Origin of the sequence: Pseudomonas sp. HLS-6 (assembly GCF_002753995.1) — a bacterium.
Classification (GTDB): Bacteria; Pseudomonadota; Gammaproteobacteria; order Pseudomonadales; family Pseudomonadaceae; genus Aquipseudomonas; species Aquipseudomonas defluvii.
On the sequence record NZ_CP024478.1, the window covers coordinates 2,426,306 to 2,446,089 of the forward strand.

Annotated in this window: 15 protein-coding genes; 8 read left to right on the forward strand and 7 right to left on the reverse strand. The window is 60.4% G+C overall.

Translation table 11 applies throughout. The features are described from left to right. Positions 1-125: 125 nt before the first annotated feature. Both CS390_RS11545 and nfuA read left to right on the forward strand, forming a co-directional pair. Positions 126-2,426, forward strand: coding sequence for a fatty acid cis/trans isomerase (locus tag CS390_RS11545; RefSeq protein ID WP_065757853.1), 2,301 nt, complete (start codon positions 126-128; stop codon positions 2,424-2,426). 152 nt (positions 2,427-2,578) lie between these two features. Next, positions 2,579-3,163, forward strand: a complete 585-nt coding sequence (gene nfuA, locus CS390_RS11550) for a Fe-S biogenesis protein NfuA (RefSeq protein ID WP_099774498.1) — start codon at positions 2,579-2,581, stop codon at positions 3,161-3,163. Between the two features lie 179 nt (positions 3,164-3,342). Here nfuA and CS390_RS11555 read toward each other — a convergent pair whose 3' ends face one another. From CS390_RS11555 to CS390_RS11585, 7 genes are all read right to left on the reverse strand, one after another. Next, positions 3,343-4,152, reverse strand: a complete 810-nt coding sequence (locus CS390_RS11555; protein ID WP_065757855.1) for a gamma-glutamyl-gamma-aminobutyrate hydrolase family protein — start codon at positions 4,150-4,152, stop codon at positions 3,343-3,345. Between the two features lie 331 nt (positions 4,153-4,483). Further along, positions 4,484-5,272 (reverse strand): amino acid ABC transporter ATP-binding protein, encoded by a 789-nt coding sequence (locus CS390_RS11560; protein ID WP_065757856.1) that lies wholly within the window; start codon positions 5,270-5,272, stop codon positions 4,484-4,486. Between the two features lie 19 nt (positions 5,273-5,291). Then, a complete protein-coding gene (locus tag CS390_RS11565) occupies positions 5,292-6,533 on the reverse strand; it encodes an FAD-binding oxidoreductase (protein WP_065757857.1) in 1,242 nt (413 codons plus the stop codon). Positions 6,534-6,560: 27 nt separating this feature from the next. Beyond that, entirely contained in the window at positions 6,561-7,271 is a 711-nt protein-coding gene (locus CS390_RS11570; protein WP_065757858.1) for an ABC transporter permease, read from the reverse strand. Beyond that, complete coding sequence (locus CS390_RS11575) at positions 7,268-7,987, reverse strand: ABC transporter permease (RefSeq protein WP_065757859.1); 720 nt, start codon at positions 7,985-7,987, stop codon at positions 7,268-7,270. Before CS390_RS11575 ends, CS390_RS11570 begins: the two co-directional genes overlap by 4 nt. A gap of 115 nt (positions 7,988-8,102) precedes the next feature. After that, on the reverse strand, positions 8,103-8,861 hold the full coding sequence (locus CS390_RS11580; RefSeq protein ID WP_065757860.1) for a transporter substrate-binding domain-containing protein: 759 nt from the start codon (positions 8,859-8,861) through the stop codon (positions 8,103-8,105). Positions 8,862-8,892: 31 nt separating this feature from the next. Continuing rightward, positions 8,893-9,762: a MurR/RpiR family transcriptional regulator gene (locus tag CS390_RS11585; RefSeq protein WP_065757861.1), complete on the reverse strand. Its 870-nt coding sequence runs from the start codon at positions 9,760-9,762 to the stop codon at positions 8,893-8,895. A 147-nt stretch (positions 9,763-9,909) separates the two neighbouring features. On the opposite strand from CS390_RS11585, the gene CS390_RS11590 reads away from it, so the two are divergent. From CS390_RS11590 to CS390_RS11615, 6 genes are all read left to right on the forward strand, one after another. Then, on the forward strand, positions 9,910-10,941 hold the full coding sequence (locus CS390_RS11590) for an Ldh family oxidoreductase (protein ID WP_099774500.1): 1,032 nt from the start codon (positions 9,910-9,912) through the stop codon (positions 10,939-10,941). Between the two features lie 136 nt (positions 10,942-11,077). Further along, on the forward strand, positions 11,078-12,280 hold the full coding sequence (locus CS390_RS11595; protein WP_099774502.1) for an amino acid aminotransferase: 1,203 nt from the start codon (positions 11,078-11,080) through the stop codon (positions 12,278-12,280). A gap of 284 nt (positions 12,281-12,564) precedes the next feature. Next, complete coding sequence (locus CS390_RS11600) at positions 12,565-13,842, forward strand: serine/threonine transporter (RefSeq protein WP_099774503.1); 1,278 nt, start codon at positions 12,565-12,567, stop codon at positions 13,840-13,842. Between the two features lie 826 nt (positions 13,843-14,668). Continuing rightward, a complete protein-coding gene (tpx, locus tag CS390_RS11605; RefSeq protein ID WP_099774504.1) occupies positions 14,669-15,169 on the forward strand; it encodes a thiol peroxidase in 501 nt (166 codons plus the stop codon). A 216-nt stretch (positions 15,170-15,385) separates the two neighbouring features. Beyond that, positions 15,386-16,678 carry an MdtA/MuxA family multidrug efflux RND transporter periplasmic adaptor subunit gene (locus CS390_RS11610; RefSeq protein ID WP_099774505.1) on the forward strand — a complete coding sequence of 431 codons (1,293 nt, stop codon included), beginning with the start codon at positions 15,386-15,388 and terminating at the stop codon, positions 16,676-16,678. Continuing rightward, positions 16,675-19,770 (forward strand): MdtB/MuxB family multidrug efflux RND transporter permease subunit, encoded by a 3,096-nt coding sequence (locus CS390_RS11615; protein ID WP_065757867.1) that lies wholly within the window; start codon positions 16,675-16,677, stop codon positions 19,768-19,770. The genes CS390_RS11610 and CS390_RS11615 overlap by 4 nt, the downstream gene beginning before the upstream one ends. Positions 19,771-19,784 lie beyond the last annotated feature (14 nt).

A 19,784-nucleotide genomic window follows, 5' to 3' on the forward strand; every position in this document is an offset into this window, starting at 1 on the left:
GCGGAATAATAACAAAGCTGCGCGGTTTTTAGACGTGTCACTGATTTGCATGAATTTCATTCATGTTGGCACGGTGCTGCCACCGGTAGAATCGTGAGGCTTTTAATTTCCAGGACAATTGGCACATGGTGCATCGTTTACTTGCCGGCGCCGTCGCGCTGCTGATCAGTGGCATGGCGTTGGGGCAAGCGCCTCAATCCAGCCCGGCTATTTCCTATACCCGGGACATTCAACCCATCTTCACTGAGAAATGCGTTGCCTGCCATGCCTGCAACGATGCCGCCTGCCAGCTCAAGCTGGAAAGTGCTGAAGGCGCCGAGCGCGGCGCTTCGAAGGTGCCGGTCTACGAGGGCAACCGCACGACTGCAGTGCCCCCGACCCGATTGTTCTACGACGCCCACAGTGTCGATGCCTGGCGGCGCAAGGGCTTCTACTCGGTGCTGGATAACCAGGGCAGCCAGGCCGCGCTGATGGCGCGGATGCTGGAGCTGGGGCATTCAACCCCGCTGAAGCCAAACGCCAAGCTGCCTGAAGACATCGTGCTGGGCTTGAACCGGGAAAATGTCTGCCCGCTGCCCGGCGAGTTCGACGCCTATGCCAAGGCGCATCCCCGTGAGGGCATGCCGTTGGCGGTCACCGGCCTGACCGATGCCCAGTACCAGACCCTGCAGCGTTGGTTGGCGGCGGGCGCGCCAGTTGAGCACAACCCGATCCAGCCCAGCGCCAAGGAGGCGGCACAGATCCAGGAATGGGAAGCGCTGCTCAACAGCCCGGGTTCGACCGAAGCGCTGGTAGGCCGTTGGCTGTATGAACACCTGTTTCTGGCACACATTTACTTTGTTGGCGGGGAGCCGGGGCACTTCTTCCAATGGGTACGTTCCCGTACACCCAGTGGCCAACCCATTGACCTGATTGCCACGCGTCGGCCCAACGATCCGCCTGGCACCGACTTCTACTACCGGTTGATGCCCGTACAGGGCGTCATCGTACACAAGACCCACATCACCTACCCGATGGGGCCGCAGAAGCTCAAGCGTGTCAAACAGCTGTTCTACAGCGGCGACTGGCACGCGGCTGCGCTGCCGGGCTATGGTCCACGCCACCGCGCCAACCCGTTCGAGACGTTTGAGGCAATCCCGGCGATAGCGCGCTATCAGTTCATGCTGGATAACGCCGAGTATTTCGTCCGCACCTTCATTCGCGGCCCGGTGTGCCGTGGGCAGATCGCCACGGATGTGATTCGTGACCACTTCTGGGCGCTGTTCCAGGAGCCGGCCCATGATCGCTACCTGACGGATGCCAAGTATCGCGCTGAAGCCACGCCATTGCTGGCAATGCCTGGGCAGATCGACGATGTTGGCAGCATCTTGACCCTCTGGCACACCTACCGTGACAAGCGCAACGAGTATGAAAGCCTGCGACGGGAAGCCTATGCCGACATGCCGGCGCCTAGTTGGTCAAGCCTATGGGCGGGTAATGACAACGCCTTGCTGACCATCTTCCGGCATTTTGACAGCGCCTCGGTCAACAAGGGCCTCATTGGTGACGTGCCGCTGACCTTGTGGCTGTTCGATTATCCGCTGTTCGAGCGTACCTACTATCAGCTGGCGGTGAACTTCGATGTGTTCGGCAACGTGTCGCACCAGGCCCAGACCCGGCTGTACTTCGATCTGATCCGCAATGGCGCCGAGGTAAACTTCCTGCGCCTGATGCCGGCCAACAAGCGTGGTGCCATCCTCAGCGATTGGTACCAGAACGGCGGCAAGGTGAAAATGTGGATGGACTACGAGGAGATCGATACCAGCACCCCGAGCGCCCTGAAGCTGGACAAGCGTGACCCGAAACGTGACTTTGGCCTCAAGCTGATCGAGCGGACCGGTAGCCTCAACGCAGCTCCTGACCCGATCAATCGCTGCCATGGCGCCTACTGCTCACGGCCACAGATGACTGAAGAGTTCCGCGATGTCGAACAGTCTCTGAGCCGCTTGGCTTCGCGTCCTGCAGCAGGGCTGAAAGTGATCAACCAGTTGCCGGAAGCGACCATGCTGCGTATAGAAGGCGAGGGCGGCAAGCGGCAGGTCTACTCCATGCTGCGCAACCACGCCCACAGCAACGTTGCCTTCATGCTGGGTGAGGAGTCGCGGTACCAATTGGGGTTGGATACCTTGACCCTCTACCCCGGCGTGATGAGCAGCTACCCGAACTTCATGTTCAATATTCCGGCCCGGGATGTACCGGAGTTTGTCGAGGACATGGAAGCGGCCCGTGACGACACCGCCAAATTCGAGCGTATTGTCATGCGTTGGGGCGTACGCCGCAGTCATCCGCAGTTCTGGCAGTATTTCCATGACCTGAGCACCTACATCAAGGAAACCGAGCCGGTGGAAGCGGGTGTACTGGATATGAACCGCTACGAAAACCTCTAGGGCGATTCTCCCTTCATCAGGCCGCTTCCGGCGTTTGGGCTTTCTGCTCAGGACGCCCGAAGCGGCTGTTGTTTCCCGACAAAAATACTGGGACTTTGTTCGCGCGTCAGGTTGGCGTAAACTGCCGCCAAGTCTGTGAGGAAACCACTTCAATGAGTGCCATAACGATTACCGATGCTGCGCATGATTACCTGGCTGACCTGCTGTCCAAGCAGAACACCCCAGGCATCGGCATACGCATTTTCATCACCCAGCCGGGCACCCAGTACGCCGAGACCTGCATCGCCTACTGCAAGCCGGGCGAAGAGAAGGCCGAAGATACCGCCCTGGGCCTGAAGAGCTTCACCGCCTGGATCGATGCGGTCAGCGAGCCTTTCCTTGAGGATGCCTTGGTCGACTACGCGACTGACCGCATGGGTGGTCAACTGACCATCAAGGCGCCGAACGCCAAGGTTCCGATGGTCAATGCCGACAGCCCTATCAACGAGCGTATCAACTATTACCTGCAAACCGAGATCAACCCGGGGCTGGCCAGCCATGGCGGTCAGGTCAGTTTGATTGAGGTGGTTGATGACGGCATTGCCGTACTGCAGTTCGGCGGTGGTTGCCAGGGCTGCGGCCAGGTTGACGTGACCTTGAAAGAAGGCATCGAACGTACCCTGCTTGAGCGTATTCCCGAGCTCAAGGGCGTACGTGACGTCACCGACCACTCTCAGAAAGAGAACGCCTACTACTAGGGTGTTTGCGACAGATTGACAAAGGCCTGGCGCTGCCAGCGCCTTTGCGCGTTAGCGCAGTCGATCAGTCGGAAAAGAAGGGTAGGCGTGTCATTCGCAACAAATGATGGTCGCCCCTGTATCGCCAGCAAGGTTGGCTCTCAGTGTGAGTTGGCCTTGCTGGCGATGCATCGCAGCACTCAGGCTGCGATTTCAGGCTTTTTTAGTGCAAGACGCACGCGTTGGCGGCAGGCATCGCCGAAGGCCTGGAACATCTTGACCGAGTCCGGGTTTTTCGCAGCTTGCCACTCCGGGTGCCACTGCACGGCGAAGAGGAACGGCGACAGGCTGGGTGCATGGACGGCTTCGACCAGGCCGTCTTCGGCGTGGGCGATAGGCTCAAGGCCTTTGCCGAGGGTTTTCAAGCCCTGGCCATGCAGCGAGTTGACGCGAATTTCATCGGTCTGCAACAGTTCACGCAACCAGCTGTTCGGTGCAAGGCGTACGCCGTGTACAGCCTGGTACTGGATGTCCACTGGGTCTTCCGGGTTTTCCCGATGGTCGTTGAAGCCTGGTTCGGCATAGACCTTCTGATAGATATCGCCACCCAGCGCGACGTTGATTTCCTGCATGCCGCGGCAGATACCGAAGATTGGCAGGCCACGCGCAATTGCGGCATGCACCAACGGGATGTCGAACAGGTCGCGAGCCTTGTCCTGGGCTTTGCCTGGGGTGTGGTTTTCCTGGCCGTAAAGGCTTGGGTCGATGTTGCTGCCCGCACCGGTCAGGTAAACACCGTCGGCCATGTTCAGGTATTGCTCAAGGTCGTCGGCACCGCAGCAGGTCGGTACCAGAACCGGTACGCAACCTGCCAGTTCGACCAGTGGAACGATGTACTTGTGGGTCATGACCTGGTAGTCGTGGCCCTTGCGCTCCTGGGCACCCATGGTCATCAGGACGACGGGCTTGCGGAGGGTCTGATTCTTATTGCCAATGTTGCTGTTGGGCATATGTCACCTTTGGACAGGCGCAGCCTGTCATTGTTGTGCAGGCGCATCGATACAGCCTGATGCTACCTGAGGTTTCGAGCACTGCCGGAAGGCACGCAATGGCCTGTTTCCAGTCGAAACCTGTTACATAGCTTGCCAGCGCCGTTAAATATGTCAAACAGCTTTGTGTAAAATTATTGCTTAGTAAGCTACTAATTTTGCCGTTAAGCTTGCTAAGTGTTTGAAATATAGAGGTAATTTTTGATTTTTGTAGTTCATTATATTTAACGTTTTTGGCGCGCGCTGCGGGAGTATGGGCCTTGGCGAGACAGGATCGCGCAAGGCCCTTGGCTCAGTGCAGGATCTGCGCAAGGAAGCCTTTGGCCCGTGCGCTTTGAGGGTTGTTGAAAAACGCCTCAGGCGGGCTGTCCTCGATGATCTGGCCACCATCCAGGAACAGTACGCGCTCTGCCACCTGGCGGGCGAACCCCATCTCGTGGGTAACGCACAGCATGGTCATGCCGGTGTCGGCCAGCCTTACTAGCACGTCCAGTACTTCGGCGACCATTTCCGGGTCGAGTGCCGAGGTGGGCTCGTCGAACAACATGATTTTCGGTTTCATGCACAGTGCCCGTGCAATCGCCACCCGCTGTTGTTGCCCGCCAGAGAGCTGGCTGGGGTACTTGCCTGCCTGGCTTTCGATGCCGACCTTGTTCAAGTAGAAACGTGCGCGCTCCTCGGCTTCCTGGCGTGACAGGCCACGCACGCTCATGGGCGCCAGGGTGCAGTTGTCGAGCACGCTCATGTGCGGGAACAGGTTGAAATGCTGGAACACCATGCCGATCTCGCTGCGTACTTGAGCGGCTTGGCGGGTGTTTTCGGCAAGGTCGGTGTCATTGACCCGAATCGTGCCCTTTTCAGCGATCTCCAGGCGATTAATGCAGCGGATCAGTGTCGACTTGCCCGAGCCTGAAGGCCCGCAGAGGACGATGCGCTCGCCTTCGCGTACCTGCAGGTCGATATCGCGCAGTACATGGTAGGCGCCGTAGTACTTGTTCAGGCCTTCAATCTTCACCACGACGTTGCGTGGGTCGGGCTGGGCGATGGGTTGGGCAGAGGCAAGGCTCAGGGGGCTAGGCATTGTTATTGTTCTCCCGAAGTCAGTTGAAGCGCTGTGCACTGTAGGGCGCAGGGTCGGTGAAAGGCTTGGCACCGGTGATCATTTCCGCCAGCAAGCGGCCGCTGACCGGGCCCAGGGTCAGGCCGTGGTGAGCATGCCCGAAGTTGAACCACAGGCCTTTGTGACGCGGTGCCGGGCCAATGACCGGGCGCATGTCCGGCAGGCATGGACGGCGCCCCAGCCAGGGCTCGGCTTCGATGCGCTCGCCGAGAGGGAAGAGCTTGCGTGCGATGGCCTCGCAGCGTTCCAGCTGGATTTGATTGGCCGGCGCGTCGCTGGCGGCAAATTCGATGCCGGTGGTCAGGCGGATGCCCTTGACCATGGGGGCCAGTACGAAGCCACCCTGTACGTCGCAGATCGAGTGCGTCAGCTCGGCACCAGCGCGGGGGCGATAATGGGCGTGGTAACCCCGCTTGATCTCCAGCGGAATGCTGTAGCCCAGCGGCTTGAACAGATCGGCGGCTTGCGGGCCAAGGGCGATGACGACCTCAGCTGCGGTGATCGGCCCCTGGCGGCTGTCGACCTGCCAATCGCCGGCCACCTGGCGCAGGGTGCGGGCGTCGCCATGAATGAACTGGCCACCGCGTTTGACGAACAGTGCGGCATAGCCGCGCGTCAGGCCACCTGGGTCGCTGACTGTTTTGGGGTCTAGCCAGTGGATGCCGCCAACGACGTTTTCGCTGAGATCGACTTCGCGGGCGTGCAGTTGTTGGCGGTCGAGGATCTCATAGCGCAGGCCGTAGGGCTTGAGCGCGTGGGCCTCATCCTGTGCAGTGGCAAAGGCCTCGGCATTGCGGTACACCTCGATCCAGCCCTTGGCCTTGATCAGGTCGCCGAGTTCGGCAGCTTCGATCAGAGCGTCGTGCTCCTCTACGCAGCGTTCCACCAGTGGCAGCATGGCGCGGGTGGCTACGGCGACACCGGCAGGCGAGGAGTTCTGCCAGTACTTGAGCAGCCAGGGGCCAGCCTTGGGCAGGTAGCGCAGGCTGTAGCGCACATCGGGTTGGCGATTCAGGCTGTAGCGCAGCAGGCGGGAAAGCTCGCGGGGGAAGGCGTAGGGGATCACGCTGGAGCGCTCGATCAGCCCGGCGTTGCCGTGGCTGGTGCCGCTGCCGGGCTCGGCGCGGTCGATCAGAATCACCTTGCGCCCACGGGCTTGCAGGTGCAGGGCGGTGCTGACGCCGACGATACCGGCGCCCAGAACGATGGTTTGGCATTGCATGGAACGGTCCTCGAAAGGCTGCACGGTTTAGCGCAGGTGACGGCCCAGACGGCCTTCGATGTGTTTGAGGCTGCGTCGCACGATCTCGACGATCAGCAGGTAGAGCACTGCAGCCCAGAGGTAGATCTGGAAGTCGAAACTGCGCGAGAAGGCCAGTTTGGTGATACCCATCAGGTCATAGATGGTCACCAGCGAAGCAATGGCGCTGGCCTTGATCATCAGGATCAATTCGTTGCCCAGTGGGCCAACGGCGACAATCAGTGACTGGGGCAGGATGACCTTGAAGAAGGTGGTCGAGCGCTTCAGGCTCAGCGCCTTGGCGGCTTCATACTGCCCGGGAGCGACCGCCATCAGGCTGCCGCGGAAGATCTCGGCTTGGTAGGCGGCGGTGTTCAGGGTGAACGCCAGCAGGGTGCAGTACCACGCCTCGCGGAAAAACCACCAGAGCCCGACGTCCTGCCAGAAGCCCTTGAAGGAACTCAGGCCGTAATACAGCATGAACAGTTGGGCCAGCAGTGGCGAACCGCGGAAAAAGTAGATATAGCCGGCACTCAGGCGCTGCACGACCAGGTTGTTCGACAGCCGCGCCAGGGCCAGCAGCAGGCCGAGGATTGCGCCGAGGGTGAACGAGATTGCCACCAGTTTGGCTGTCACCAGCAGGCCATCGACAAAGCGCGGGCCGTAGCGCTCCAGCAGCTCGGGATCGAGGAACAGCCTTAGCAGATCATCGAAAGTCATGGGCGTGCGCTCCGCAGGTGGCGACTGAAATACCGCTCGATAACGCTAAAGGCGCGTCCTGACAGGGCCGAAAACAGCAGGTAGCCAAAACAGGCGACGGCATAGAAAAACATGGGCTCCTTGGTAACGCTGACCGCCAGGTTGGTCTGGCGCATCAGGTCCACCAGGGAGATGGTCGAAACCAGCGACGTGTCCTTGAGCAGTGACAGCCAGTTGTTCGACAGGCCGGGCAAGGCAATACGTACCAGTTGCGGAAACACCACTTTGCGAAAGGTTGTGGTCTTGCTCAGGCCCAGCGCCGCCGATGCTTCGTATTGGCCCTTGGGCACGGTCTTGAACGCTGCCAGCCAGATCTCACTGGAAAAGGCGGCGAAGACGAAGCTGAAGGCGATCATCGCGGCCAGGAAGGTGTTGATCAGCACTTCACCTTCATAACCCATGGCGGCGAGGATTTTCTGTGCTGCTATCTGGCAGCCGTAATAGATGATCAGCAGGGTCAGCAGCTCTGGCAGGCCACGGAACACGGTGGAGAAGACGGTAGCTGCAGCCTTCGGGAAGCGCTTTGGCGAGCGGGCGGCGAGGGCGACACCCAGCCCCAGGGGCAAGCCAATGGGCAGGCAGGCCAGGGCCAGGCTGATGGTGACTACGGCGCCGGCCAGCAATGCCTGGCCCCAGCCGCCGCTGGCAAACGACAGCAGTGACAGTTGTTCGATCATGCTCGAACCCTCTTTTTTGACCGTGCAGGAGCCGGTATGGCATCGACGCGTTGTCACCGCGATCTAGGCCTGGCGCCTATCGCCGGCAAGGCCGGCTCCTGCAGGGATGTGGGGCTTATTGGTAGATATCGAAGTCGAAGTAGCGGCTGGAGATCTTCTGGTAGGTGCCGTCGGCGACGATCTCGTCCAGCGCCTTGTTCAGGCGTTCGCGCAGGGCGTCGTCGTCCTTGCGAACGGCGATCGAGGCATCGGCGGTGGTGCCTTTGACATCGCCAATGAACTTGCAGCAGTCCTTGCCGGACTTGTTCAGCCACTCGATCAGCGGAAACTTGTCGGCAATCACGCCATCCAGGCGGCCTGCGGCGAGGTCGGCGTTGGCTTCATCAAGGGTAGGGTAGAGCTTGACCTCGGCGCCGGCCTTGCCATAGACGTCTTCGGCATAGATGGCCTGGGTCGAGGACGATTGCGCGCCCACGGTGTAGCCCTTGAAGTCGGTCTGCGCGTCGGTGATCTTGCTGTCCTTGGCCACGGCGACCGAAAGGGGGGTCTTGTAGTAGTGGTTGGTGAAGGCGATCTTCTTGCGGCGCTCTTCGGTGTTGATCATCGACGCGACCACAGCATCGTATTTCTTGGCCATCAGTGCCGGAATGATCCCTTCCCAGTCCTGGGCGACCAGGGTGCATTGCACCTGCATGCGTTCGCACAGGGCGTTGGCGATATCGACGTCGAAGCCGTGCAGCTTGTTATCCGAGTCGACGTAGTTGAAAGGGGGGTAAGCGCCTTCGGTGGCGATTTTCAAGGTTTCTGCCTGGGCTGCGCCGATTCCGGCGAGCATCAGTACGCAAGCGCTTGCAAGGTGGACGACTCGTTTCATCATGTACCTCGATTGGTATTTTGCACTCTGGCTATTGTTTGTTCGTTGACGTGTAGCCAACGAATTCGTTGTGTAGAGCGGCAGTGGCTTCCAAGCGTTTTTCAACATCCGGTCCGAGTTTCTTGCAGACCTCGTTGACCATCAGGTGTACCCACGACAGCATCGTCGCGGTGGACTCCCAGAACAGATTGAAATCGGTGGGTATACGAAAGACTTCGTCGGCGTGGGCATCGGCCCAGTCGCAGAAGGTGTCGGTAACCAGTGTTACCGGGATGCCCGCTTCCTGTGCCTTGCGACACAGGTTCAGGGCATGGCGTGAGTAGCGGCGCGCCTCGAACACCACCAGGGCACAGTCGTCTGGCTGGCTGAGCAGCACGTCGCCAAAGTGCCCGGCGCTGCCATCGACGGCGTGCACGCCATCACGCAGGTATTGCAGCAGGTGCACCATGCACAGGGCGATTCCGCGCTCGGTCTGAAAGCCGGCGACGAATATCTTCCGTCGTTCAGAGAGGCGTTGGGCGACGCTGTGCCAAAGCGCGGTGTGGCTGTATTCATGCACCCGCACCAAGGCTGCGACTTCCAGTTCAAAGCTGCGAGAGGCACCTTCTTCAGACTCGCGCCGTTGTTGGCGGAATTCTTGCAGGCGATCACCAACCAGCCAGGGGCCATCGCCCAGGTCATTCTTGAGGTCGTGTTTGAGCGCCTTGAAGTGTTCATAGCCCAGTGCGCGGCAGAAACGGCCGACACTGGACTCGCTGATGCCAAGTTTGTCGGCGATGCTGGCAGCGGTCTGGAAAGGCAGTTCATGCAGGTTGCCCAGCATGTAAGTGGCGATCTTGCGCCCAGACGCCGAGGCGTTCTGCAGGCTGCTTTCCAGGCGTTGTTTGATCGGTTGGCTCACGGACGACTCTCACGGCGGTTGCGCTTGGCGAAGAAAATGAATGTTTTCTGTCATCAAGTCAACATTTGACAGATAGCTGTCACTGCGCGAGAGTTTCCAGCCTGCTCATCGCTGTAGCCCAGTCCAATTCCAACAAGGGAGCTTCAGATGTCCGCACGTCCTGATACTGCAGTCGCGCACCTTGCCTTTGCCGAACTGCAGGCTTTGCTGCATCGGATATTCGTTCGTCATGGTACCAGTGAGGCCGTTGCCGACGCGCTGGCGTACAACTGCGCCAGCGCTCAGCGTGACGGCGCCCACAGCCACGGTGTTTTTCGCATTCCGGGGTATGTATCGACCCTGGCCAGTGGCTGGGTAGACGGCAAGGCGCAGCCAGACGTCGAAGATGTCGCCTCTGGTTATGTCCGGGTTGATGCCAGGGGTGGTTTTGCTCAGCCTGCACTGGCCGCTGCCCGTGGGTTGCTGGTGGAAAAGGCGCGCAGTGCCGGTGTGGCGGTGCTGGCCATTCACAATTCCCACCACTTTGCGGCCCTGTGGCCAGACGTAGAGCCGTTCGCCGAAGAGGGGTTGGTTGCCCTGAGCGTGGTCAACAGCATGACCTGCGTGGTCCCTCATGGTGCGCAGCGGCCGTTGTTTGGCACCAATCCGATCGCCTTCGCTGCACCTTGCGCGGGCAGCGACCCCATTGTCTTTGATATGGCCACCAGCGCCATGGCCCACGGCGACGTGCAGATTGCTGCGCGCAAGGGAGAGCAATTGCCGGAGGGTATGGGGGTGGACAGCCAGGGTCAGCCGACTTGTGACCCCAAGGCGATTCTGGAGGGTGGGGCGCTGCTGCCTTTTGGTGGGCACAAGGGTTCGGCGTTGTCGATGATGGTCGAGCTGCTGGCAGCAGCGTTGACGGGCGGTAACTTCTCGTTCGAGTTCGACTGGTCGCAGCACCCCGGTGCGAAGACGCCCTGGACCGGGCAATTGATCATTGTCATCGATCCTGCCAAATCAGTGGGTAATCGCTTTGCCGAGCGCAGCCGCGAGCTGGTGAGCCAGATGCATGAGGTGGGCTTGAAACGTATGCCGGGTGAGCGGCGTTATCGCGAGCGCGAGTTGTCGGCGCAGCAGGGCGTGACCCTGACGGTGCAGGAGTTGGAGCAGTTGCGAGCCCTTGCGGGAGAGCAATGAGCCGATGACGGCGATGCGGGGCCGTGCAGTGCTGCACTGACGAGTTGCACGCGAAGACATGTTCCTTGGCGTTCAGTACAGGTATCCTCGCGACAGCTGTTAGTCCGAACTGTCCTGACCCAAGGAGCTGCACGCTGTGTTCAAACATGTTGATGCCTATGCCGGCGACCCGATTCTCTCGCTGATGGAGACCTTCAAGGCCGACCCTCGTGCCGACAAGGTCAACCTGAGTATCGGTCTGTATTACGATGCTGCCGGTGTGGTACCGCAACTGGGCGCTGTGGCCGAGGCGGAAAAACGCCTGGCCGGCCAGCCTCACCAGGCGTCGCTGTATCTGCCGATGGAAGGCCTGGGCAGCTATCGCCAGGCTATCCAGACCCTGCTGTTCGGCGCCGGTCATCCTGCGGTAGAGGGTGGACGTGTGGCTACCGTGCAGACCGTTGGCGGTTCGGGGGCATTGAAAGTAGGGGCTGACTTCCTCAAGCGTTACTTCCCGGAGTCGCAGGTCTGGGTCAGTGATCCGACCTGGGACAACCACCGCGCAATCTTTGAAGGTGCAGGTTTCAAGGTCAACACCTACCCGTACTTTGATCAGCAGAGCCGCGGGCTGAATTTTGACGGCATGCTCGCGACGTTGCAGACCCTGCCGGCCAACAGCATTGTGCTGTTGCACCCATGCTGCCATAACCCTACCGGTGTCGACCTGAGCCAGGCGCAGTGGCAGCAGGTGATCGAAGTGGTCAAGGCGCGCAGCCTGATCCCGTTCCTTGACATTGCCTATCAGGGCTTTGGCGAAGGCCTGGTAGACGATGCCTACGCCATCCGTGAAGTTGCCCGTGCAGGCGTACCCTGCCTGGTCAGCAATTCGTTCTCGAAGATCTTCTCGCTGTATGGCGAGCGCGTAGGCGGCTTGTCGGTAGTCTGTGACGATCTGGACAGTGCACAAAGTGTATTGGGCCAGCTCAAGGCCACCGTGCGTCGCAACTATTCCAGCCCACCGAACTTCGGTGCCCAACTGGTCGCAGCCGTGCTCGGCGACGCGGGCCTGAATGCCCAGTGGGAAGCCGAAGTGGAACAGATGCGCCTGCGTATTCTTGAAATGCGCCAGGGGCTGGTCGATGCCTTGGCCGCGCTGTTGCCGGGTCAGGACTTCCAGTTCTTCCTGCGTCAGCGTGGCATGTTCAGCTACACCGGCTTCAGCGTTGAGCAGGTTCGTCGTCTGCGTGACGAATTTGGTGTGTACCTGATCGATAGCGGTCGGGTCTGCATGGCGGGCCTGCGCCCGGACAACCTGCAGCAGGTGGCGAAGGCGTTTGCTGCGGTGCAGCGTCAGGCGTAACGCCGCGCCTGTGCTGACACCTCACTGATACCCTCGCAGGCAAGCCTTGCTCCCGGCGCTCACCGAGCCGCGTGGGGGCTGGCCTGCCTGTGATGAGGTAGTACCTGTTTGACGTTGTTTTCCTGGGTGATGTTGCACCAAGTGCAACCGTTCCTCTGGTAGCACTTTGCAAGTGCAACCAATCAGCGCAAAATCGCGCCCCCTTACTATAGGTTGGGAGCGATGAGGCGTCTGTTTCGCAGCTCCTGGCCCTGTTGTAGTCTTGCGAGTGGAGTTGCACCCGGATGAACGAGCAGGCCCCAAGCGTTGATCAGCGCTTTGAATCGACCCCCGTTGCCCTTGGCAACTGGGCCCGTCATGACACCACCTGGATGCTGGGCCTGTTCGGCACGGCTATCGGCGCAGGCACCTTGTTTCTGCCGATCAACGCGGGTCTCGGCGGTTTTTGGCCGCTGTTGGTCCTGGCGCTGTTGGCATTTCCGATGACCTTCTTTGCTCACCGTGGGCTGACCCGTTTCGTGTTGTCAGGTCGCGATGGCGCGGATATCACCGAGGTTGTAGAGGAGCACTTCGGGCTCAAGGCCGGTGCCTTGATCACAATGTTGTACTTCTTTGCGATCTTCCCGATCTTGCTGATCTACAGCGTGGCCTTGACCAATACCGTCAGCAGCTTCATGGAGCACCAGTTGCACCTTACGCCGCCGCCGCGTGCGGTGCTGTCCCTTGTGCTGATCCTCGGTTTGTTGGCCGTAGTACGGTGTGGTGAACAGGCCACCGTCAAAGCCATGAGCCTGTTGGTGTACCCGTTTATCGTCGCCCTGGCGTTTCTGGCGGTGTTCCTCATTCCCCATTGGAACGGCGGCATCCTGACGACGGCCAGCGAAGTTCCGTCGGCCTCTGCGTTTCTGCATACCCTGTGGCTGGCGATTCCGGTGATGGTGTTTTCGTTCAACCACTCACCGATCATCTCGGCCTTCGCCGTCGACCAGAAACGCCGTTACGGTGTGAACGCTGAGCAGCGCAGCGGGCAGATCCTGGCCCGTGCCCACTTGTTGATGGTGGTGATGGTGCTGTTCTTCGTGTTCAGTTGCGTATTGACCCTGACGCCAGCCCAACTGGCCGAAGCCAAGGCGCAGAACCTGTCGATCCTGTCGTACCTGGCCAACCATTTCAGTAACCCGACCATTGCGTTTGCCGCGCCGCTGATTGCCTTCGTGGCCATTTCCAAGTCATTCCTGGGTCACTACATCGGTGCCAGCGAAGGCCTCAAGGGCATGATCGTCAAAAGCGGCTGGCGCCCGGGTGCCAAGGCGCTGGACCGGGTTACCGCAGCGTTCATGCTGGTGGTGTGCTGGATCGTTGCCACGCGCAATCCAAGCATCCTCAGCATGATCGAAACCCTTGGCGGGCCGGTCATCGCAGCCATTCTGTTCCTGATGCCGATGTACGCCATCCGTCGTGTACCTGCCATGCGTCAGTACAGCGGTGCGCTGTCCAACGTGTTCGTGGTCGCGGTGGGCCTGGTGGCCATTTCGGCGCTGGTGTATTCGCTGTTGGGCTGATGCCTTGTGCTGAGGGCCAGGAAGGCCCTTCAGCGCGGCCCCGCGGGGTATCAGGTCCGACATCGTGAATGGATATGCCTGCTTTCATCAGGTTTGGTGGGCGTGTTTGTGGTGGGTGGCACTCGCCTTCGCGAACATATCCATTCCCTGCAGTGGCACCACCGACAGGTTTCGCCTTTTACGGCGACCCACTTTTGAACGGCACAAAAGTGGGCAAAACGCCCTGTCCCGACATCCGGCCCTACGCTGCGCTTCGGGTTCCTTCCTTACGCCATCGCTCCCGTGTGGGCGCGCCGACGGGCCATCCATGGCCCATCAGCACTTGCGAGGCATCCCTGCCTCGCACCCCACTACGCGACGGCTCCACTCAGCCTCCTGAAGGGACACCCTGCAGCGCCTGCTACTGCGCGCACTGACAAAAAAGCCAATGCAGGAAATCCACTCTATCCACTAAGGCGTCTGCCTTTCCGGCAGTGCTTTTTTCATACGCTGAACCCGCAGCGCAGCGCAGCGGAGGGCCGGATGTTGGGACGAGGGTTTTGGTCACATTTGCCCGACAAGAGTGACACGCCGTAAAGGCGGAACGGGGCATCAGGCCCGACATCGCGAATGGACATGCCTGCTTTCATCAGGAGGGTGCGTGTTTGAGGGCGCTTGACCAATCCCGCTAATTGGGCGAACAGTATGCCGAGGGCCGGGTTTAAGCTTGCAGATTGTCTACAAGAATTGTCTGAAAACTCAACAATTTTTGTCTGCCCATAGGTGACGGGGCACTTTCGTGGTTAACTCTGGTCCTTTACTCAACTCCCGCATAAGGACTCCGTTCATGGCTCAAGTGACTCTTAAAGGCAATCCGGTTCAGGTCAATGGGGAACTGCCGCAGGTTGGCACCCAGGCACCTGCGTTCAGCCTGGTCGGCGCTGGCCTGGCTGATGTGTCGCTGAAAGACTTCGCCGGCAAGCGCAAAGTGTTGAACATTTTCCCGAGTGTCGATACCCCGACCTGCGCCACGTCCGTGCGCACCTTCAATGCCAAGGCCAACGATGTCGCCAACACCGTTGTGCTGTGCATCTCGGCTGACCTGCCGTTTGCCCAGGCCCGTTTCTGCGGTGCCGAAGGCCTGGAAAACGTCAAGAACCTCTCGACCCTGCGCGGCCGTGAGTTCATCGAAAACTACGGTGTTGCCATTGCTGACGGCCCACTGGCTGGCCTGACGGCACGTGCCGTAGTGGTTCTGGACGAGAACGACAAGGTGCTGCACAGCGAGTTGGTCAAGGAAATCGCCGAAGAACCAAACTACGACGCCGCCCTGGCTGCGTTGAAGTAACGTTGAAGTAATCCGACGCCATCGCCGGTAATACCGGCGATCAAGGCGTATGGATTTGCAAGCGTTTGTAACGGCCTGGCCTTCGTCCAGGCCGTTTTTATTTATAGTTCAGCATCTTGCCTCTGTCAGCGCTAAGTAAATTGCCGGTAAAGGCGCTTTGCTTAACGGTCTCATCTGCTTATCGTTCAGCCTTCTCAAAAGATATCCCTGCGCACAATGGTCGATCACCCAATGCATGCTTCTGCTTCCCGTTCCCCTCGTCCCTGGCTCGTTGGCCTGCTGATCCTGTTGCTGGTCGTCGGCCTGTGTTGGTGGCTGTGGCCTTCGACACCGGTAAAAGACACCAGTATGGCGCCAGGAAAGGGCGGTCGACCGGGCTTCGGGGCCTTTGGTGGGCCGGTGCCGGTGCGTGTGGCGCCTGCTACCGTGGCGGACTTTCCGGTGTACCTAAAGGCATTGGGCACGGTTACGGCCACCAACACGGTGAACGTGCGCAGCCGCGTGGCCGGTGAGTTGGTAAAGGTCAACTTCCAGGAGGGGCAGAAGGTGAAAGCCGGTGATCTGCTGGCTGAGATCGATCCGCGCAGCTACCAGATCGCCTTGCAACAGGCAGAAGGCACCCTGGCGCAGAACCTGGCACAACTGAAAAATGCCCAGATCGACCTGGAGCGTTACAAGGGCCTTTATGCTGAAGACAGCATCGCCAAGCAGACCCTCGATACCCAGGCGGCCTTGGTTGAGCAGTATCAGGGCACCATCAAGACCAATCAGGCGGCCGTTGGCGATGCCAGGCTGAACCTGGAGTTCAGCAAGATCCGTGCGCCGATCGGTGGTCGTCTTGGCCTGCGCCAGCTTGATGTCGGCAACCTGGTGGCGGCCAACGACACCACGGCGCTGGTGGTCATCACTCAAACCCAGCCGATCACCGTCGCCTTTACCTTGCCCGAGGCCGAACTGTCGACGGTGCTTGCGCGTTATCGCAGTGGCGCCAAGCTGGCGGTGGAGGCCTGGGATCGGGGGGATCTCAAGCAGCAGGCCGTCGGGGTGCTGAGCAGCCTGGACAACCAGATCGACACCACGACCGGTACCCTGAAGTTCAAGGCACGCTTCGAGAACCAGGACGAAGTGTTGTTCCCCAACCAGTTCGTCAATGTGCGCTTGCTGGCCGATACGCTGAAAGACGTGGTGTTGGCCCCGTCGGCAGCGATTCAGTTCGGTACCGAGGGCTCCTTCGTGTATGTGATGGACGGCGACAAGAAGGTGCGCATCCGCAAACTCAAGGTCGGTGCCAGCGATGGTGAGCACACTGTGGTGATCGAGGGCCTGGCCAAGGGCGAGCGGGTGGTGCTGGAAGGCACCGACCGTTTGCGTGATGGCAGTGATGTGGATGTGGTCAATGACAGTTCCGAGGTGCCAGCGACCCCCGGCCAGCACTTGCAGGGGCAGGAGCAGCAGGATGCCTCGGCGCGCCCGGGTGCTCAGGGTGCCAAGGGTAAGGCGGGCGCATGAACCTCTCGCGGCTGTTCATCCTGCGCCCGGTGGCGACCACACTGAGCATGCTGGCTATCGTGCTGGCGGGCCTTATCGCCTACAGGTTGCTGCCGGTGGCGGCTTTGCCGCAGGTCGATTACCCGACCATTCGGGTCATGACGCTTTATCCCGGTGCCAGCCCTCAGGTGATGACCAGCGCTGTCACCGCGCCGCTTGAGCGCCAGTTCGGGCAAATGCCCGGGCTGACCCAGATGGCTTCCACCAGCTCGGGCGGTGCTTCGGTGCTGACCCTGCGGTTCAGCCTGGACATGAACATGGATGTCGCCGAACAACAGGTGCAGGCGGCGATCAACGCTGCCAGCAACCTGCTGCCCAGCGACCTGCCGGCGCCACCGGTGTACAACAAGGTCAACCCGGCCGATACCCCTGTGCTGACCCTGGCCATCACCTCGAAAACCATGCTGTTGCCCAAGCTCAATGACCTGGTCGATACCCGGGTCGCGCAGAAGATCGCGCAGATCAGCGGGGTAGGGATGGTCAGCATCGCCGGCGGCCAGCGCCAGGCGGTACGCATCAAGGTCAACCCCGATGCCCTGGCGGCGGCCGGGCTTAACCTGGCCGATGTGCGTACATTGATCGGTGCGTCCAACGTCAACCAGCCCAAGGGCAACTTTGACGGCCCGACCCGGGTGTCGATGCTCGACGCCAACGACCAGCTGCGTTCGCCCGAGGAATACGCCAACCTGATCCTGGCCTACAACAATGGCGCGCCGTTGCGGCTCAAGGACGTTGCCGAGATCGTCGACGGTGCCGAGAACGAGCGTCTGGCGGCCTGGGCCAACCAGAACCAGGCAGTGCTGCTCAATATTCAGCGCCAGCCGGGGGCCAACGTCATTGAGGTGGTCGACCGGATCAAGACCCTGCTGCCGTCGATTACCGACAACCTGCCAGCCGGCCTTGATGTCGTGATACTCACTGACCGTACCCAGACCATTCGGGCCTCGGTCAAGGACGTACAGTATGAGCTGTTGATCGCCATCGCCCTGGTGGTCATGGTCACCTTTGTCTTCCTGCGTCGCTTGAGCGCCACCTTGATTCCCTCCATCACCGTGCCGCTGTCATTGATCGGCACCTTCGCGGTGATGTACCTGGCGGGCTTCTCGATCAACAACCTGACGCTGATGGCACTGACCATTGCCACCGGCTTTGTGGTGGACGATGCCATCGTCATGCTGGAGAACATCTCCCGGCATATCGAAGAAGGCGAAACGCCGCTGCAGGCTGCGCTCAAGGGCGCCCGGCAGATCGGCTTTACCCTGGTGTCGCTGACCTTCTCCCTGATTGCGGTATTGATCCCACTGCTGTTCATGGCCGACGTGGTGGGCAGGCTGTTCCGTGAGTTCGCCATTACCCTGGCCGTGGCCATCCTGATTTCCCTGGTGGTTTCGCTGACACTGACGCCGATGATGTGCGCGCGGCTGCTCAAGCGTGAACCCAAGGCAGAGGAGCAGAGCCGCTTCTACCGTGCTAGCGGCGCCTGGATCGACTGGATGATTGGTCATTATGGCCAGGGTTTGCAGTGGGTGCTGCGTCACCAGCCGCTGACCCTGTTGGTGGCGGTGGCAACCCTGGGCCTGACCGTCGTGTTGTACCTGATGGTGCCGAAGGGGTTCTTCCCGGTGCAGGACACCGGGGTTATCCAGGGGATTTCCGAGGCGCCGCAGTCGGTATCGTTCGCCGCCATGAGTGAGCGTCAGCAAGCCTTGTCGGCGATCATCCTCAAGGACCCGGCGGTGCAGAGCCTTTCGTCGTATATCGGGGTTGATGGCGACAACGCAACGCTGAACAGTGGCCGCTTGTTGATCAACCTCAAGCCGCACAATGAACGTGACCTGACTGCGGCCCAGGTGATCCAGCGTCTGCAGCCAGAGGTCGACAAGCTGGTCGGTATGCGCCTGTTCATGCAGCCGGTGCAGGACTTGAGCATCGAAGACCGGGTCAGCCGCACGCAGTACCAGTTCAGCCTGTCATCGCCGGACGCCGAGTTGCTGGCGCAGTGGAGCGGCAAGCTGGTCGATGCCTTGCGCCTGCGGCCGGAACTCACTGATGTTGCCAGCGACCTGCAGGACAAGGGCTTGCAGGTGTACCTGATCATCGATCGCGATGCGACCGGACGCCTGGGTATCAGCGTTGCCGACATCACCAACGCGCTCTATGACGCCTTCGGGCAGCGCCAGATCTCCACCATCTACACCCAGGCTACCCAGTACCGTGTGGTCTTGCAGGCTGCTGACGCTGCCACCCTTGGCCCACAGGCGCTGGAGCAGGTCTACGTCAAGAGCGCCGATGGTGGGCAGGTCCGCTTGTCGAGCCTGGCACGTATCGAGCAGCGTCAGGCGCAGTTGGCAATTGCCCATATCGGCCAGTTCCCGGCAGTGATGATGTCGTTCAACCTGGCGCCCGGTGTTGCGCTGGGCGAGGCGGTCAAGGCGATTGAGCAGGTGCAGCAGAACATTGGCATGCCGCTCGGGGTGCAGACACGCTTCCAGGGTGCAGCCGAAGCGTTCCAGGCCTCGCTGTCGAGTACCTTGTTGTTGATCCTGGCTGCCGTGGTAACCATGTACATCGTGTTGGGGGTGCTCTACGAGAGCTACATCCACCCGGTGACGATCCTCTCGACCTTGCCGTCTGCTGCGGTCGGGGCCTTGCTGGCCTTGCTGCTCAGTGGCCATGACCTGGGGATGATTGCAATCATCGGCATCATCCTGCTGATCGGTATCGTCAAGAAGAACGCGATCATGATGATCGACTTCGCCCTGGAGGCTGAACGTACCCGCGGTGTTGATCCACAAACGGCGATCTATGAAGCGGCGTTATTGCGTTTCCGGCCCATTTTGATGACCACCCTCGCGGCGCTGTTCGGCGCTGTGCCGTTGATGCTGGCTACGGGCTCCGGCGCAGAGCTGCGTCAGCCACTGGGCCTGGTGATGGTGGGAGGCCTGTTGGTCAGCCAGGTGCTGACGCTGTTCACTACGCCGGTGATCTACTTGTATTTCGATCGGCTGGCGCGGCGTTTCAGTGGTCGCAGTGCCGCGGGAGTGCCGGTATGACGTTGGACTGGAGC